The organism is Roseivivax isoporae LMG 25204, assembly GCF_000521865.1.
In the GTDB taxonomy this organism is placed as follows: domain Bacteria; phylum Pseudomonadota; class Alphaproteobacteria; order Rhodobacterales; family Rhodobacteraceae; genus Roseivivax; species Roseivivax isoporae.
In genome coordinates, this window is the sequence record NZ_JAME01000018.1 from 22,349 (window position 1) to 38,179 (window position 15,831).

Here is a 15,831-nt window from a genome sequence, read left to right on the forward strand (position 1 = left end):
GTCAAAGCCGAAGATATCCAGAACGGACATGGCCGCGCCTCGGGGCGACCTGCTTGCCCCCGCCGCGCGGCACGGCCACCATGGCGTCGACCGACGCTCCAGCAGGACCTGCCCGGGATGCCCGACGCCGACCACAAACCCAGCGCCGTGAACGCCCGGCTCGGCCGGCGCCTGCAGGCGCTGCGGCAGGAACGCGGCCTGACCCTCGCAGACCTCGCGCGGCTCTCGGGCGTGTCCCGCTCCATGCTCTCGCAGATCGAACGCGGCGCGTCCTCGCCCACGGTTGCCACGCTCCTCAACCTCACGCGCGCGCTCGAGATCGAGTTCGCCGCGCTGGTGGACGAAGCCGTGCCGGCCCGCCCGGCGATCCGCGTCATCGCGGCGGGCGAGGCCCCGGTGATCGAGAATTACGGGACCGGCTGCACGCTGCGCATCCTCTCGCCCCCCGAACAGGTCGATGCGCACGAGGTCTACGAAATCCGCCTCGAGGCCGGCGCGCGCATGGACAGCGCCCCGCACCGCCGCGGCTGCCGCGAGCAGGTCATCGCGCTCGACGGCGCGGTCCGGGTCACCGCCGACGGCGAGGGGCGCGACCTTGGGCCCGGGGACACCGCGCTCTATCCCGCCGACGTGGCCCACGCCATCGCCGCCGGCGAGACGCCCGCGCGCATCCTGCTCATCGTGCGGTTCGAAGGGTGACCGGCACAATCCGCTAAAGCGGATTTTTTCCGGGATATTGACACATCTTCCGGGCCGCGCTATCTGCGGTTCAGGAGGTGACCCATGCTCACGACGTTCAGGACCCATCTCGAGGACGAACTCGCCCGCATCGAGGCCGACGGCATGACCAAGCGCGAGCGCGAGATCACCTCGCCCCAGCGCGCCGAGGTCACCGTGGGCGACGCGGCCTTCGTGAACCTCTGCGCCAACAACTATCTCGGCCTCGCCGACGATCCGCGGCTCGTGGCTGCCGCCCGCGCCGCGCTCGACGCCGACGGCTACGGCATGGCCAGCGTGCGCTTCATCTGCGGCACGCACGCGCTGCACCGGCAGCTCGAACGTGCGCTCGCGGACTTCCTCGGCACCGACGACGCGATCCTCTACGCGGCCTGCTTCGATGCCAATGGCGGTCTCTTCGAGCCGCTCCTCGGGCCCGAGGACGCGATCGTCTCGGACGCGCTCAACCATGCCTCGATCATCGACGGCATCCGGCTCTGCAAGGCGCGGCGCTACCGCTACGCCAATTGCGACATGGACGCGCTCGAGGCCCAGCTGAAACAGGCCCGCGCCGACGGTGCACGGCACGTGATGATCGCCACCGACGGCGTCTTTTCCATGGACGGCACCATCGCGCCCCTGGCCGAGATCGCGGCGCTCGCCCGCGCCCACGACGCGCTGGTCATGGTCGACGATTGCCACGCCACCGGCTTCATGGGCGCGGGCGGCCGCGGCACGCCCGCCCATTGCGGCGCGGCGGACGGCATCGACATCCTGACCGGGACGCTCGGCAAGGCGCTCGGCGGCGCGATCGGCGGCTACACTGCCGGTCCGCAGCCGGTGATCGACCTCCTGCGCCAGCGCTCGCGGCCCTACCTCTTCTCGAACGCGCTGCCGCCCATGGTCTGCGCCGCGGGGCTCGAGGCGCTGCGCATCGTGACCGAGGGCGACGCCCTGCGCACCCGGCTCTTCGACAATGCGGCGCGCTGGCGCCGCGACCTCGAGGGCCTGGGCTTCGAGCTGCTTCCGGGCGAGCATCCGATCGTGCCCGTCATGCTGGGCGAGGCACGCCTCGCGCAGGAGATGGCCACGGGTCTCGCCCGGCGCGGCGTCTTCGTCTCGGGCTTCTTCTACCCGGTCGTGCCCAAGGGGCAGGCCCGCATCCGCACCCAGATGAACGCGGCGCTGACCGACGACCAGCTCGACCGCGCCCGCGACGCCTTCGCCGACACCGGCCGCGACCTTGGAGTGATCGCATGACCCTGACGAACGAGATGCGCGCGCTGGTCAAGGCGCGCCCCGAGCCCGGCCTCTGGCTCGAGACGCGGCCCGTGCCGGAAATCGGCCCCGACGACGTGCTGATCCGCGTCCGCAAGACCGGCCTCTGCGGCACCGACCTGCACATCTACGCGTGGGACGAATGGGCGGCCAGGACGGTGCCCGTCCCCCTCGTCACCGGCCACGAATTCGCCGGCGAGATCGTGGCGCTCGGCCGCGACGTCGAGGGGCTGTCGATCGGCCAGCGCGTCTCGGGCGAGGGCCACCTGGTCAAGAACCGCTCCCGCGCCTCCCGCTCGGGCCGCTTCCACCTCGATCCCGACACCCGCGGCATCGGCGTGAACGAACAGGGCGCCTTCGCCGACTACCTGCGCCTGCCGGCCTTCAACGTGATCCCCCTGCCCGACGACATCCCCGACGAGATCGGCGCGATCCTCGACCCGCTCGGGAACGCCGTGCACACCGCGCTGTCCTTCGACCTCGTGGGCGAGGACGTGCTCGTCACCGGAGCGGGCCCGATCGGCATCATGGCCGCCGCTGTCGCCCGGCACGTGGGCGCGCGCCAAGTGGTCATCACCGACCTCAACCCCGACCGCCTCGCGCTCGCCCGGAGCGTCGCCGACGTGCGCACCGTGAACGTGGCCGAGGAGGACCTGGGCGAGGTCGCCCGCTCCCTCGGCCTGCGCGAGGGCTTCGACGTCGGCATGGAGATGTCCGGCGCGCCGCAGGCCTTCGCCCAGATGGTCGAGCACCTCGTCATGGGCGGCCGCATCGCCATGCTCGGCGTGCCCGCCCGCGAGGCGCCGACCGACTGGGCGCGCATCATCTTCAAGGGCCTGACGATCAAGGGCATCTACGGCCGCGAGATCTTCGAGACCTGGTACAAGATGATCGCCCTGCTCGAGAACGGCCTCGACGTGAGCGGCGTCATCACCCACCGCATGAAAGCCGAGGACTACCTCGACGGCTTCGCCGCCATGAAGGACGGCGCCTGCGGCAAGGTCGTCCTCGACTGGGACTAACGCACGCCCCTCAGCGCGACCCGAGGAGCGAATCGGCCAGGAGGCGCACCACCGTCGCCTGGTCGAGATAGCCCGTCACCCGCAGCGACCGCGCGTCCTGGTAACGCCGGATGGCGCGCCGCGTGCTGTCGTCGAAGGTTCCGTCGACCTCGCCGGGCTTCAGGCCCAGCGCGCGCAGCCGGTCCTCCGCCAGGCGCCGCGCCGTTCCGTTGAGGTTCAGCGACGCCTCCTGTGCCTCGGCCTGCGCAAGCGCCTGCCGCTCCTCCGAGGGCACCTCGCGGGCGGCGATGGCGGCGCGCGCCTCGCTCGCGAACGCGCCCTCGGGCCGCGCCTCGAGATAGGCTCGGTAGGCCGCGACCGTGTCCTCCGCCCGCGCCCGTTCCCAGTCGGCGCGGTCGCGCTCGGCCGCCGCCGCGCGCCGCTCGGCCAGGATCGCGTCGAGGTCCTCCTGCGCCTCCTCGGCGAAGACGCCGTCGGGATGGCGCTCGAGATAGGCCCGCAGCCCCGCCTCGTCGCCCGCCGCCCCGGTCTCCTCCCAGTAGGCACGGTCGCGCGCCTCCTGCGCCGCACGCCGCTCCCGCGCCTCTTCCTCGAGATCCGCCTGCCGGCGCGCCGCCTGCCCGTCGAGCCGGCCCACCTGGGCCGCGTCGAGGAACCCGGTCGCCTCGAAGCCCTCCTCCCGCTGCCAGTCGGCCACCGCCCCGCGCGTGCCGGGGCCGAAGATGCCGTCGACCCCCCGCGTGTCGAAGCCGAGAAGCGTCAGGTCGCGCTGGATGTCCCGCCGCGCGTCGCGCCCTAGGCCCAGCGCCGCCTCGGTCGCCTCGGCCTGCGCCTCGGGGTCGTCGTCCCGCAGCGCGCCGAGCCGCGCCCGCGCCTCGGTCGCGTAGACGCCGTCGGGATAGGACGACAGGTAGCGCTCGTAGCCGGCCTCGGTGTCCGCCGCCTGCGCGAATTCCCAGGTGGCCCGCTCGGTCGAGGTGGCGCCGGTCGCCTCGTCCCGCACGTCCGCGTCCGGCTCCTGCGGCATGGCCGGGGGCGTCGCCTCCGTGCCGACCGGGAACGTCATGTCCCGCGGCGCGTAGCCCGATACCGTCAGACCGCGCCCGAACGCCGCCGCGACCAGCGCCGGGCCCTCCGCGCCGATAACCTCCTGCGCCAGCGCGGCGATCTCCGCCGGCGCGCCGCGGACCACGCTCACGCCCTGCGCCGGGGCGAGCGGCCCCGCGCCCGCGCGCAAAAGCGGGCCCGCCGCATCCTCCGCGTCCCCCTCGCCGAGGAGGAGGATCGCCCGCCCGGGATGGGCCGCGAGCGCGCCCATGACCGCCGAGAGCGGCAGCGCCCCCGTCACCGTGGCGCCCGGCCCCGCATCCTCGTCCGCCCCCACCGGCAGCAGGTAGGCATCGGCGTCGTGGTGCACGAACCGCCCCGACAGGATCACCGCCACGCGGTCGGTGTCGGCGTCGATCCCGTCGAGGAAGGCGGCGAGCGCCTCCCGCATCCCCTCCGCGTCCGCCTCGACCCGCTGCACCACGTCGTAGCCCGCATCCTCGAGCGGCCCGGCCGCGGCCAGCACGCGGTTCGCCCCGCGCAGCCGGTCGAGCACGGAATATTCGCCGTTGCCCACGATCAGCGCGTCGCCGGCCGCACGGGCCCCGGACGCGGAGAATACCAGGAGCGCGCCCAGGGCCGCGCCCGCGATCTGTCTGCCCAGCATGTGGTCTCCTTCCTGCACCTCTCGCGCCCCGGTGCGGGGGCGCGTCACTCGTACTTACGTGCGTCCTCGACGACTATTCCGTCGTTCGGCAGGGATCCGGGCGGCACGATCTCGATCCGGCCGCGCAGTTTCAGGACCTCGGCGACGCTGTCCGCGTAGACGCCGGCATCGTCCCCGGCGGTCTCGACCCGCACCACCATCACGTCGGCATCGCCCTCGCGCAGCGCCACGACACGCGCCCGGCTGACCTCGGCGTGGCGTGCCACGAACTGCGCCACCTGCTCGGGACGCACGAACATGCCCTTGATCTTCGTGGTCTGGTCGGCCCGGCCCATCCAGCCGCGGATGCGCAGGTTGGTGCGCCCGCACGGGCTCTCCCCCGGCAGCACCGCCGAAAGGTCGCCGGTGGCGAAGCGGACCAGCGGGTAGTCGGGATTGAGCGTCGTCACGACCACCTCGCCCACCTGCCCGTCCGGCACCGGCGTGCCGGTGCCCGGCGTCACGATCTCGATCACCACGTGCTCGTCGGCGATCATGCCCTCCATGGCGTCGCTCTCGTAGGCCACGAGCCCCAGATCGGCAGTGGCGTAGCATTGCAGGCAGGCGATGCCGCGATCGGCGTAGTACTGCCGCAGCGCCGGGAACAGCGCGCCGCCCGAGACCGCCGCCCGGGTGATCCCGAGCGGCACCTCCATCTCGTCGGCCTTCTCGAGGATGACCTTCAGGTAGTCGGGCGTGCCCGCCCAGGCGGTGATGCCGAGGTCGTGCGCCGCGCGCACCTGCAGCTCTGTCTGCCCGGTCCCCGCCGGCAGCACCGCCGCGCCCACCGCCCGCGCGCCCGATTCGAAGATCGTGCCCGCGGGCGTCAGGTGGTAGCCGAAGCAGTTCTGCACGATGTCCCCCGGCCCGATCCCGCAGGCGTTCAGGAACCGCCCCATGCGCCACCAGTCGGGCTCCGCCCCGCCCGGCTCGTAGAGCGGCCCCGGCGACTGGAAGACATGGGCGAACTGCGCCGCGGGCCGCGTCGCGAAGCCGCCGAAGGGGCGCTCGGCCGCCTGCGCCGTCCCGAGCGCGGCCTTGCGCAGCACCGGCAGGCCGGAAAGGGCCGCGCGGTCCTCGATCCGCCGCGCGTCGATCGCGTCCAGCGAGCCGGCATAGCCCGGCAGCGCCTGCGCCCGCGCCACCTGCGCCGGCAGCGCCTCGGCGAGCCAGGCGGCGCGGTCCTCCGCGCTGCGGGTCTCGAGCCTGTCGAAATAGCTGCTCATGGGGTGCTCCTCCGTCGCGACACTGGCCGCCTCCGACCGGTCATGCCATGACCGGCCGTCCCGGGGGGCACGCTATCAGATAACCGCGCCGACAGAACCCCGGCGCGGCGCGCCTCAGCTCAGCCAGCGCTTGCGCCGCCGGTAGGAGCGCACGTCGCGGAACGAGCGCCGCCCCTCCTCGGACATGCCGAGGTAGAACTCCTTCACGTCGTCGTTCTCGCGCAGCGCGGCCGCGCTGCCCTCCATCACCACGCGTCCCGATTCGAGGATGTAGCCCTGGTGGGCATAGCGCAGCGCCACGTTGGTGTTCTGCTCGGCCAGCAGGAACGACACCCCCTCGTTCTCGTTGACCGCCCGCACGATCTCGAAGATCTGCTCGACGAGCTGCGGCGCGAGCCCCATGGACGGCTCGTCCAGCAGCACCGTCTTCGGCCGCGACATGAGCGCCCGCCCGATCGCGCACATCTGCTGCTCGCCCCCCGAGGTGTAGCCCGCCTGGCTGCGCCGCCGCTCCTTGAGCCGCGGAAAGTAGCCGTAGACCATCTCGAGATCGGCCTCGATCGCCGTGCGCCCGTCGCGCCGCGTGTAGGCCCCGGTCCGGAGGTTCTCTTCCACGGTCAGGTGCGCGAAGCAGTGCCGCCCCTCCATGACCTGGATCACCCCGCGCCGCACCAGCGCCGCCGGGTCGAGATGCTGCACCCGCTCGCCCTCGTAGAGGATCGTCCCCTTGGTGACCTCGCCGCGCTCGGACTGCAGCAGGTTCGAGATCGCCTTCAGCGTCGTCGTCTTGCCCGCGCCGTTCCCGCCGAGCAGCGCCGTGATCCCGCCGCGCGCCACCTTCAGCGACACGCCCTTCAGCACGAGGATCACGTGGTTGTAGATCACCTCGATGTTGTTGACCTCGAGCAGCGTCTCTCCCGCCGTCTCCGCCATGTCCCGTGCCTCCCAGGCTCCCGCGTCGCGCCGCCCCTTGCGGCTTCTTCTTGGCAGAAATATCCATGTCCGGCGGCGGCCGCTCGACCGCCGCCGGGGCGGCGCCTCAGCCGCCCACGCTGCAGGTCTCGTTGACCGGCCAGGGCGCGTTCGCCTCCGCATAGGCCTGCGCCTCGCGCGCCTCGAGCTCCGAGACGAGCGCGCTCTCGGGCTTCAGGAGCTCCGAGGCCTTAACGAACTTCTCGCCGTCCCATTCCAGCATCCAGCCGCCCGAATGCCCGGTATGGTCCGCGCAAGAGGTCGCGAACGGCGGCACCATCCCGGTCATGCCGAGCTCGGCCAGCCGCGCCTCGGTGACGTTCAGGTTCTCGAGCCCCCAGCGCAGCTCCGACGGCGTGATCTCCGCATGGCCGAACTCCGCCTGCGCCGCGCGGATGCCCTCGGCCAGGATCATCGAGATGACCACCCCGCGCGAGTAGAACACGCCCTGCATCTCCTCCTCGCTGGTCTGGCTCAGCCCCGCCTCCACCACGTGGGTGCGGATGTCCTGCATGACCGGAGCGTCGAGCACGGGGTAGGACCACGAGATCGCCTTGTAGCCCGCGCCGTCCGCGCCCACGAGCCGGAGATCCGCGTCATGGCTGGCCCACCAGACGCCCACGAAGTTCTCCATGGGAAAGCGCGTCTTGACCGCCTCGGTGATGGCGCCCGCGTTCATCGCGCCCCAGCCCCACATGACCACGTAGTCCGGGCGCTCGCGGCGGATCTGCAGCCACTGCGCCGACTGGTTCTGCATCTCCTTCAGCCCGACCGGGATCGGCACCAGCGAGAAGCCGATCTCCTCCGCCTTCGCCTCGAGGAAGGGCAGCGGCTCCTTGCCGAACGGGTGGTCGAGATGCAGGAACGCGATCTTCTTGCCCTCGAGGCTGCCGCCCTCCTGCTCGAGATATTGCAGGATCATCGACGCGCCGTCCCAGTAGGACGAGGGCGTGTTGAACGCCCACTGGAACACCCTGCCGTCCGCCATGGGCGAGAAGCCGTAGCCGGGCGCGAGGATCGGGATCTCGTCCACGTTCGACTTCGGCAGCACCTGCAGCGTGATGCCGGTGGACCAGGGCTGGGTGACGATCGCCTTGGCCTTGGTCTTCTCGTAGCACTCCACCCCCTTCTCGGTGGAATAGCCGGTCTCGCATTCGTCGAAGTTCACGCGGATGCCGCCGATGCCGCCGTCGCGCTCGTTCAGCATGGTGAAATAGTCCGCCTGCCCGTTCATCAGCGGGATGCCGGTCGCCGCGAAGGGCCCCGTGCGGTAGGCGAGGTTCGGCGCGTAGAGCTCCTGCGCCGCCGCGGAACCCGCGACCAGCGCCACGCCCGCGGCGGCTGCCCATGTCTTCCAGTGTCGCATGTCGTTGTCCTCCCTGTCTTGGTTGTCGTTCCGACCGCAGCGCCGCCCTCAATAGGGAAACGGCCAGACGATCAGCTTCTCGCGGATGAGGGCCCAGAGCCGCGCGAGGCCGTGCGGCTCGATGATGAGGAAGAAGAGGATCAGCGCCCCCACGATCATGATGTTGAGGTGCTCGACCATGGCCGAGCTGATCGGCAGCCCGAGCGCGCCCGGCACGAGGTTCAGCGCCACCGGCAGGCCCACGATCAGGATCGCGCCCAGATAGTTGCCGAGGATCGACCCGAGCCCGCCGATGATGGCGATGAACAGCACCTGGAAGCTCAGCGGGATGTCGAAGACGTTGGGTTCCGCCGCCCCCTTCCACATGAACACGTAGAGCGCCCCCGCGACCCCCACGATGTAGGACGAGATGGCGAAGGCGGTGAGCTTCGAGCGCATGAGGTTGATGCCGATGAGCTCGGCCGCGATGTCCATGTCGCGCGTGGCCTTCCACGTCCGCCCGAGCGTGCCGCGCGTCAGGTTGATGCAGAGCACCGTCATCAGCGTCACGACGCCGAGCACCAGGTAGTACTGCGTCACCGACGCGGCCTGCGGCCCCGCGACCCACAGCCCGAACATCTCGAGGTTCGGGACCTGGATCGCGCCCGAGGCATTCGAGTTGTAGAGCCAGGCCCATTTCTCGAAAAGCCACACTAGGAAGAACTGCGCCGCGAGCGTCGCGATGGCGAGGTAGAAGCCCTTGATGCGCAGGGAGGGGATGCCGAAGGCGACGCCCACCCCGGCGCTGAAGGCGCCCGACATCAGGATCGCCACCACCGGGTTCAGCCAGGGAAAGAGCGTCACGAGCTTGTAGCAGGCATAGGCGCCCACCCCCATGAACGCGCCGGTGCCGAGCGACAGCTGCCCCGCATAGCCCGTCAGCACGTTGAGCCCGAGCGCCGCGAGGGCGTAGATCAGCACCGGGATCAGCATGGTCTGGAACGCGAACTCGCTCGCCGTCAGCGGCAGGACCACCCAGGCCAGGACCAGCACGAGGCCCAGCAGGATCGCGTCCTGCCGCACCGGGAACAGTGCCTGGTCCGCCGCGTAGCTCGTCTTGAACTGTCCCGCCGTCCGGTAGAGCATCGCCGTCCTCCTCAGCCTGTCCGCACCGCGCGCCACGCTTGCGACTCTCCGCGTGCCGGCGTAATATTTATTTGATTTTCATCAGACGCGCGCAAGATTGTTTCAGGTCCAGTGCCAAGAGGCAAAGCCATGTATGACGAATTCGATTCCAGCGTCCGCCGCCTCATCGCCGATGCCGAGGCCGACATCGGCTTCGACCGCGACGTCCCGCGGACCCACAGACCCGGCTCGTACCATTCCGTGCGCGAGGTGCTGGATTTCTGGACCACGCCCGCGATCGCGGTGATGCGCGCCATGTGGTGGCCGAACCGGCGGACCTGACCGCCGGCCGTCCCGTCCGCGCGCCTGGCCGTCGCGGCGCCCGCCCCTTGGGTCCTCATACCCGCTCGATGATCCGCTCGCCGAACAGGCCCTGCGGCCGGAACAGCAGCACGACCAGCGCCAGCACGAAGGCGAACCATGTCTCGGTGTTGCCGCCGAGCAGCGGCTGCCCCCAGTAGATCTCGAAGAGCTTCTCCAGCATGCCGATCATCAGCCCGCCCACGATGGCGCCGGTGATGCTCTCGAGCCCGCCCAGCATCAGCACCGGCAGCGCCTTGTAGGCGATCACCTCGAGCGCGAAGGACACGCCCGCCCGGGCGCCCCAGGCGATGCCGGTCACCAGCGCGATGATGCCCGCGATGAACCAGACGAGCACCCAGATCGTCTGCAGCGAGATGCCCACCGACAGCGCCGCCTGGTGGTCGTCGCCCAGCGCCCGGATCGCCCGGCCCATGCGGGTGAAGGTCAGGAACGCGAGGAGCGCCGCCACCAGGAGCGCCGCCACGATCACCACCGTCACGTCGAGCTGCTGCAGGATCAGGAGACCGCCCCACGGCTCGAAGACGAAGTCGCCGGTGGGGATGCCCAGCTCCTCCGAGATCATGACCTTGTTCTCGCCGCCGAAGATGATCTCGCCGAGCCCGATCAGGAACAGCGTGATCCCGATCGTCGCCATGAACAGGATGATGTCGGGCTGCCCCACCAGCGGCCGCAGCACCACCCGCTCGACCGCGACGGCGAGGACGAACATCACCCCGAGGGTCGCGGCCACCGCGATCCAGGCCGGCAGCCCCATGGCGTGCAGGCCCACGAGCGTCAGCGCGGCGAAGACCACCATGATGCCCTGCGCGAAGTTGAAGATGCGCGAGGACCGGAAGATCAGCACGAAGCCGAGCGCGATCAGCGCGTAGAGAATGCCCGAGACGAGCCCCTCCCACAGCACCTGCAGCAGGAAATCCGGCGCCGCCGCCATGTCGGCGAAGGGCTTCACCGTGAAGTCGTAGAGCATCGCTCCTCCCTCGCCCAGACGCCGCGCATCCCGCGGCGCGCGCCGCCTTCCGGGCTTCTTCTTGGCTCAAATATCCACGGCCCCGCACCCGGGGGCCTCGGCCGCGCGCCGGGGCGTCCGCACCGCGCGGGGCCCGGCCCGGCGCCAGACCGGGGCCATGCCGGAGCCATACGCATGCCAGCCCGTGCGCGCGCACCGCGGGTCAATGCGGGACCCCCAGATAGGCGTCGATCACGTCCTGGTTCCGGCGCACCTCGTCGGGCGTGCCGTCCCCGATCTTGCGGCCGTAATCCATCACCACGACCCGGTCGCTCAGGTCCATGACCACGCCCATGTCGTGCTCGATCAGGCAGATCGTGGTGCCGAACTCGTCGTTCACGTCGAGGATGAAGCGGCTCATGTCCTCCTTCTCCTCCACGTTCATGCCCGCCATGGGCTCGTCGAGCAGCAGGAGGGACGGCTCCGCCGCAAGCGCCCGCGCCAGTTCCACCCGCTTCTTCAGCCCATAGGGCAGACGCCCGACGGGGGTCTTGCGGATCGACTGTATCTCCATGAAATCGATGATCTTCTCGACGGCCTCCCGGTGCGCCATCTCCTCCGCCCGGGCGCGTCCCCACCACAGCGCCTGCGCCGCGATGCCGGCCGTCATGTGGGTGAGCCGCCCTGTCATGACGTTGTCGAGCACCGTCATCCCCTCGAAGAGCGCGATGTTCTGGAAGGTCCGCGCGACGCCGGTCCGCGCCACCTCGTAGGGCTTCATCGGCGGCCGCTCCCGCCCCCTGTAGAGGACCTGCCCCTCGCTCGGCACGTAGAAGCCCGACACGATGTTCAGCATCGACGACTTGCCCGCCCCGTTCGGCCCGATGATCGCGCGGATCTCGCCTTCCCGGATGTCGAACGAGATGTCGTTGATCGCCACCACCCCGCCGAACCGCAGCGTGATGTTGCGCATCTCCATCAGCACCCCGCCGACCCGGCGACCGCCCGCGGCGGGATGTCCCGAGCTGTCCTTCATCCGCGTCTCCCGGTCCCGACGGGACGGCGGGCGGGGCGATGCGCGCCAGCGCGAGCGGCGCCCGTCGTCATTCCGCGGCCTCCCGCACCGGGGCCGCCACGGGTCGCACCGCCGCGTCGCAAAGCGCCAGCGTCGCCCGGATGCGCCCCTTGCGCCCGTCCTCGTAGGTCACCTCGGTCTCGGTCGACACCTCGACCGCCCCGGAATAGAGCGCCTCGACGAGGTCCGCGTATTTCTCCGCGATGATCTTGCGGCGGACCTTGCGCGTGCGGGTGAGCTCGCCGTCATCGGCGTCGAGCTCCTTGTGCAGCACGAGGAAGCGGTGCACCTGGCAGCCCGACAGCATCTCGTCCTCCGCGACGCCGGCATTCACCTCCTCCACGTGGCCGCGGATCATCTCGAGCACGCGCGGATGGCCGGCCAGCTCCTGGTAGGACGAGTAGGCGATGCCCGACCGTTCCGCCCAGTTGCCCACCGCGGTCAGGTCGATGTTGATGAAGGCGCAGCAGCGCGCGCGGCCCGCGCCGAACACCACCGCCTCGAGGATGCTCGGGTAGAACTTCAGCTTGTTCTCGACGTATTTCGGCGCGAAGAGCGCGCCGTCGGCCATCCGGCCCACGTCCTTGGCGCGGTCGATGATGCGCAGGTGCCCGCTCTCCTCCTCGACGAAGCCCGCATCGCCGGTGGCGACCCAGCCCTCGGCGTCCTTGGTATCGCGCGTCGCCTCGGCGTTCTTGTAATATTCCACGAAGACGCCGGGCGAGCGGTAGAACACCTCGCCGCTCTCCGCGATGCGCAGCTCGACGCCGGGCGAGGGCACGCCCACCGTGTCCGACCGCACCTCGCCGTCGGGCTGCTGGGTGATGAAGACCGACGCCTCGGTCTGGCCGTAGAGCTGTTTCAGGTTGATCCCGAGCGCCCGGTAGAACTCGAAGATCTCGGGCCCGATGGCCTCGCCCGCGGTATAGCCCACGCGGATGCGCGAGAAGCCGAGCGCGTTCTTCAACGGCCCGTAGATCAGCGCCTCGCCCAGCCGGTAGCGCAGGCGGTCGGCAAGGCCCACGGGCCGGCCGTCGAGGATCGCGGGACCGACGCGCCGGGCATGGTCCATGAAGTGCCGGAACAGCCGACGCTTCAGCGCGCCCGCATCCTCCATCCGGATGGTGATCTGCGTCAGCGCCGTCTCGAAGACGCGCGGCGGCGCGAAATAGTAGGTCGGCGCGATCTCGCGCAGATCCGTCATCATGGTGTCGGGGCTCTCGGGACAGTTCACGCAGAACCCCGTCCAGCAGGCCTGCCCGATCGAGAAGATGAAATCGCCCACCCATGCCATCGGCAGGTAGGCCAGCACCTCGTCGGTCTCGCGCAGGCCGTCGAACTCCGATGACGCCCGCGCGGTCTCGAGGATGTTCCGGTTGGAGAGGACCACCCCCTTGGGCTTGCCGGTCGTGCCCGAGGTGTAGAGCATCACGCAGGTGTCGTCGTGGCCGAGCGCGCCGCGCCGCGCCGCAAGCTCCCGGCGCGCGTCCTCTCCGGCCGCGCGTCCCGCCTCCTGCAGGTCCGCCAGAGGCGTGAGGTGCGCGTGATCGTATTTCCGCATGCCGCGCGCGTCGAGGTAGACGACCTCGCGCAGCCCCGGCAGGCGGTCGCGAATCTCGAGGATCTTGTCGACCTGCTCCTGGTCGCCGGCGATCACCACCTTCGCGCCGCAATGATCGAGGACGTAGGCCATCTCCTCGCCGACCGCGTCCTGGTAGAGCGGAACCGGCACCGCACCCATCGACTGCACGGCCATCATCGACCAGTAGAGGGCGGGACGGTTGCGGCCGACGATGGCGACGAAATCGCCGCGGGCGATCCCGAGACCAAGCAGACCCAGGGCCAGCGCCTCGACCTCGCGCGCGGCGTCTGCCCAAGTCCAGCTCTGCCAGATCCCGAATTCCTTTTCGCGGTATGCCGGTCTCGCGGCGAACCGCGCGGCATTCCGCACCAAGAGGTCCGGGATCGAGCGGGGATTTTCCCCGCCCGGGATCTGCGTCGCCAAAGCGTTTCCTCCCTGTGGTCCCGGACGCCTGTGTCGGCGCCTCCTCCCGGAACCTGTCGTGCCGTGTGCTTCGGTCGTGTCGTCTTATGAGGGCATATTTGTGCAGTCCGCGGCAGATCGGTCAACATCTTCCTCGCGGACGCGAAAAAAGGCGGCCCCGCGTCCCGGGGCCGCCCGCGTCGCGCAACCGTCAGTCGAGGTGCGCGGTCTCCAGCAGGAGCGTGTCGAGCTCGCCGCGCATGGCCACGAGCTCCTCGCGGTAGCGGTCGTTGCCCATGGACGCGATGGCCTCGTCGAAGGCCTCGATCACGTGGCGCTCGCCGTCGCGGACATTGTCCATGACGTCCTCGTCGATCTCGTCGAAGAGCGCGCGCAGCGACACGACGGTCCGGTTGACGGTGGACATCAGGCTGCCGCTGGTGTCGGCCTCTCCGCCCAGCGCGGTGATGATCGCTGCCGTGCGCTCCGCGTGCTGGTGGTGGGTCTCGCGGAATTTCAAAGCGACGGCGCGGAACTCGGGTTCGGCGCGCTCCACCATCGTGTCGAAGCCCGCGCGCGCGTCGACGATGCGCGACAGCAGGTCCTGCACGGCGTCGATCTGGACGCCCGCGGCGGGCGTGGTGTGGGTCGTATCCGTCATGGTCCTTTTCCTTCTAGCCATGCGAGATGCGAGGACGAACGCGGGCCCCTGCGGCGCGTTCCCGCCCCCCACCCGGCGCGGGCGGAAGATCGCGCAAGGCGCGGGCGGCGGCTCAGTCGAGATCCGCGACCGCGCGGGCGAGCGTGCGCAGGCCGCTCACCAGGTCCGCCTCTGCGGTGTCCTCGGCGAAATCGTGGCTGATCCCGCCGATCGAGGGGACGAACAGCATGGCGGCCGGCATGAGTCGCGCGGCATTGGTGGCGTCGTGCAGCGCCCCCGACGGCATGTGCCGCCAGCGGCCCGGCGCCTCCGCCTCTGCTGCACGGGCGAGCGCCGCGCGCAGGCCCTCGTCCATCGCCACGGGCTCGAGACCCAGCATCGGGCCGAACTCGCAGGTCATGCCGCGCGCGGCGCAGATCTCGGCCGCGATGTCGCGGATGATCTCCTCCATCCGCCGTAGCCGGTCGGCATCGCCGTCGCGCCACTGCATGGAAAAGCTCGCCCGCCCCGGAACGATGGAATGCGCGTTGGGATGCAGGCTCACATGGCCGATGGTCCAGACCGTCGCCGGCGTCACCACGTTCGCGAACCGCTCGGCCAGCGCGAGGTTGAAGGCGGAAAGCGCCTGAAAGGCGTCGCGGCGGAGCGCCATGGGCGTCGTGCCCGCGTGGTTCTGCTGGCCGGCGAAGGTGATCGTCATGTCGCGGATGCCGACGATCGCCTCGACCACGCCCAGCGCCTCGCCCGCGGTGTCGAGCGTCGGACCCTGCTCGATATGCATCTCGAGGAAGCCCGTGAACCGTGCCGGATCGACGAAGTCGCCGCGCCGGTCGCCGAGCGCCGCGCGCGCGTCGGCAAAGGTCACACCCGCAGGATCGGTCAGCCCGTCCGCCTCCGCGAGGGGCAGATGCCCCGACCAGATCGCGCTGCCGGTGGTGACGCCGAAGCGTCCCTCCTCGTCCTCGAAGCTGACGACCGACACAGGCGGGCCGCCCGCCTCCTGCGCGGCACGCGCGACCTCGAGCGCGGCAATGACCCCGAGGGCCCCGTCGAGCCAGCCGCCTTCGGGCTGGCTGTCGCTGTGCGAGCCGAGGAGCAGCGAGCGCTCCGCCCCCGGGGAGAGCCCGAAGAGCGACCCGACCGGATCGAAATGGGGCTCGAGCCCCGCCTCCGCCATACGGCCCGCCAGCCAGTCGCGGGCGGCGATGTCGGCCTCGGAAAAGGCCGGGCGCACCACGCCCTTGCCGACGCCGCTTGCGCCGATGGCGCGCAAGGCGTGCAGGTCCTGCAGGAAACGGTCGGGATTGACGGGGATCATCGGCGCGGGCTCCTTGAACGGGTTC

The 15,831-nt window shown here is 70.7% G+C and carries 14 protein-coding genes; 4 read left to right on the forward strand and 10 right to left on the reverse strand.

Going from position 1 to position 15,831, the window contains the following annotated elements; genetic code table 11:
* Positions 1-117: 117 nt before the first annotated feature.
* The 3 genes from RISW2_RS12535 (at position 118) to tdh (ending at position 3,017) form a co-directional block, all read left to right on the forward strand.
* Entirely contained in the window at positions 118-699 is a 582-nt protein-coding gene (locus RISW2_RS12535; protein ID WP_051492006.1) for a helix-turn-helix domain-containing protein, read from the forward strand.
* 84 nt (positions 700-783) lie between these two features.
* Complete coding sequence (locus RISW2_RS12540) at positions 784-1,977, forward strand: glycine C-acetyltransferase (RefSeq protein ID WP_043771704.1); 1,194 nt, start codon at positions 784-786, stop codon at positions 1,975-1,977.
* Between the two features lie 14 nt (positions 1,978-1,991).
* Positions 1,992-3,017: an L-threonine 3-dehydrogenase gene (gene tdh, locus RISW2_RS12545; RefSeq protein WP_043771838.1), complete on the forward strand. Its 1,026-nt coding sequence runs from the start codon at positions 1,992-1,994 to the stop codon at positions 3,015-3,017.
* Between the two features lie 10 nt (positions 3,018-3,027).
* On the opposite strand, the gene RISW2_RS12550 is transcribed toward tdh, so the two are convergent.
* From RISW2_RS12550 to RISW2_RS12570, 5 genes are all read right to left on the reverse strand, one after another.
* On the reverse strand, positions 3,028-4,731 hold the full coding sequence (locus tag RISW2_RS12550) for a peptidoglycan-binding domain-containing protein (RefSeq protein ID WP_043771707.1): 1,704 nt from the start codon (positions 4,729-4,731) through the stop codon (positions 3,028-3,030).
* A gap of 44 nt (positions 4,732-4,775) precedes the next feature.
* The gene (locus RISW2_RS12555) at positions 4,776-5,996 is read right to left on the reverse strand and encodes a phenylacetate--CoA ligase family protein (protein WP_043771709.1); all 1,221 of its coding nucleotides are present in this window, start codon (positions 5,994-5,996) and stop codon (positions 4,776-4,778) included.
* A 114-nt stretch (positions 5,997-6,110) separates the two neighbouring features.
* Positions 6,111-6,929, reverse strand: coding sequence for an ABC transporter ATP-binding protein (locus RISW2_RS12560; RefSeq protein ID WP_043771711.1), 819 nt, complete (start codon positions 6,927-6,929; stop codon positions 6,111-6,113).
* Positions 6,930-7,035: 106 nt separating this feature from the next.
* Complete coding sequence (locus RISW2_RS12565; protein WP_043771713.1) at positions 7,036-8,334, reverse strand: ABC transporter substrate-binding protein; 1,299 nt, start codon at positions 8,332-8,334, stop codon at positions 7,036-7,038.
* 48 nt (positions 8,335-8,382) lie between these two features.
* Entirely contained in the window at positions 8,383-9,459 is a 1,077-nt protein-coding gene (locus RISW2_RS12570) for a branched-chain amino acid ABC transporter permease (RefSeq protein WP_043771715.1), read from the reverse strand.
* A gap of 129 nt (positions 9,460-9,588) precedes the next feature.
* Between RISW2_RS12570 and RISW2_RS12575 the strand changes: the two genes are divergently transcribed.
* A complete protein-coding gene (locus tag RISW2_RS12575; RefSeq protein WP_043771716.1) occupies positions 9,589-9,780 on the forward strand; it encodes a hypothetical protein in 192 nt (63 codons plus the stop codon).
* A gap of 55 nt (positions 9,781-9,835) precedes the next feature.
* Here the strand turns inward: RISW2_RS12575 and RISW2_RS12580 are convergent, their stop codons facing one another.
* From RISW2_RS12580 to RISW2_RS12600, 5 genes are all read right to left on the reverse strand, one after another.
* Positions 9,836-10,789 carry a branched-chain amino acid ABC transporter permease gene (locus RISW2_RS12580; protein ID WP_043771718.1) on the reverse strand — a complete coding sequence of 318 codons (954 nt, stop codon included), beginning with the start codon at positions 10,787-10,789 and terminating at the stop codon, positions 9,836-9,838.
* A gap of 202 nt (positions 10,790-10,991) precedes the next feature.
* Positions 10,992-11,804, reverse strand: a complete 813-nt coding sequence (locus tag RISW2_RS12585) for an ABC transporter ATP-binding protein (protein WP_043771720.1) — start codon at positions 11,802-11,804, stop codon at positions 10,992-10,994.
* A gap of 67 nt (positions 11,805-11,871) precedes the next feature.
* Entirely contained in the window at positions 11,872-13,848 is a 1,977-nt protein-coding gene (locus RISW2_RS12590) for an AMP-binding protein (RefSeq protein ID WP_084615380.1), read from the reverse strand.
* Between the two features lie 190 nt (positions 13,849-14,038).
* On the reverse strand, positions 14,039-14,488 hold the full coding sequence (locus RISW2_RS12595; RefSeq protein WP_043771722.1) for a DUF2383 domain-containing protein: 450 nt from the start codon (positions 14,486-14,488) through the stop codon (positions 14,039-14,041).
* A gap of 112 nt (positions 14,489-14,600) precedes the next feature.
* Positions 14,601-15,806 carry a Zn-dependent hydrolase gene (locus RISW2_RS12600; protein ID WP_043771724.1) on the reverse strand — a complete coding sequence of 402 codons (1,206 nt, stop codon included), beginning with the start codon at positions 15,804-15,806 and terminating at the stop codon, positions 14,601-14,603.
* Positions 15,807-15,831: the final 25 nt, after the last annotated feature.